Below are 1,046 nucleotides of genomic sequence, written 5' to 3'. Positions count from 1 at the left end.
TTCAGCTGTTTCAATAACAGCGCCCATTTCACGTAAGGGCTTCGCTACACGCTCCATCGGACGCTTTGTCAGCGACTCATCACNAGCAAGCTCGGTATCGAAACTTTGTCCCGCGAGCAAACCAGCGAACAAACGCATGCCCGTACCCGAGTTACCTAAATAGATCGGCCCCGGAGGCGCTTGTAACCCATTCAAGCCGACACCATGAATCTTAACTCGCCCGTTGTTCGGCCCTTCAATGACAACACCCATATCACGAAAAGCCTGAAGCGTTGCAAGACTATCTTCACCTTCTAAAAATCCTTCGACCTCCGTGACACCTTCTGCAAGCGCTCCGAGCATAATAGATCGATGCGAAATAGATTTATCACCGGCAACACGAATAGCACCAGATAAAGCGCTGCCTGCGCCAGCATTAAAAATTACATTATTTGTATTCATAGCGTTTACGTAGGATTGTCCAGATAAGACTTTAGAAAAATGTTCTCGCGCCGCTCGAGCGCGCGTAAATACACCAAGCATTTCTTGGCTTTGGTCATCAGCGACCGCAGTGCGTAGTTTTTGCAAGTCTACAGAGAAGCGATCCAATACATTTAGAACGGCTTCTTTATTTGCAAGAAATATGTCGTGCCACATTCTAGGGTCACTTGCAGCGATGCGCGTGAAATCCCGAAAACCACCAGCAGCATAGCGGAAAATATCCTCGTTATCAGGATTTCCCGCCAAGGTATCAACCAATGAGAATGCGATCAAATGAGGAAGATGACTCGTTGCCGCCAAGACCTCGTCATGCTTTTCAACCGACATTTGCAGCACATTAGCACCACAAGCGCTCCACATCGCGTCAACTAAGGATAATGCTCGCTCATCAGTATGCGTTAAGGGAGTAAGAATCACTTTATGATTTTGGTAGAGCGAACTATTTGCGGCAGTAACTCCACTCTTTTCTGATCCAGCAATCGGGTGACCAGGAACAACAAACTCTGGCACATCGCCGAACACCGACTCGACTGCAGAAACAAAGTTACCCTTAACACTTCCTACAT

General features: G+C 47.6%; 1 protein-coding gene. It reads right to left on the bottom strand.

All coding sequences use genetic code 11. The features are described from left to right. Window positions 1–1,046 (bottom strand): prephenate dehydrogenase/arogenate dehydrogenase family protein (locus A3739_RS02360; RefSeq protein WP_156502269.1); only part of this gene is annotated, 1,046 nt, incomplete at both ends.

The organism is Oleiphilus sp. HI0067 (genome assembly GCF_001635735.1).
Note: the sequence above shows the minus strand (reverse complement) of the source record. Positions and strands in the feature narration are given on the sequence as shown.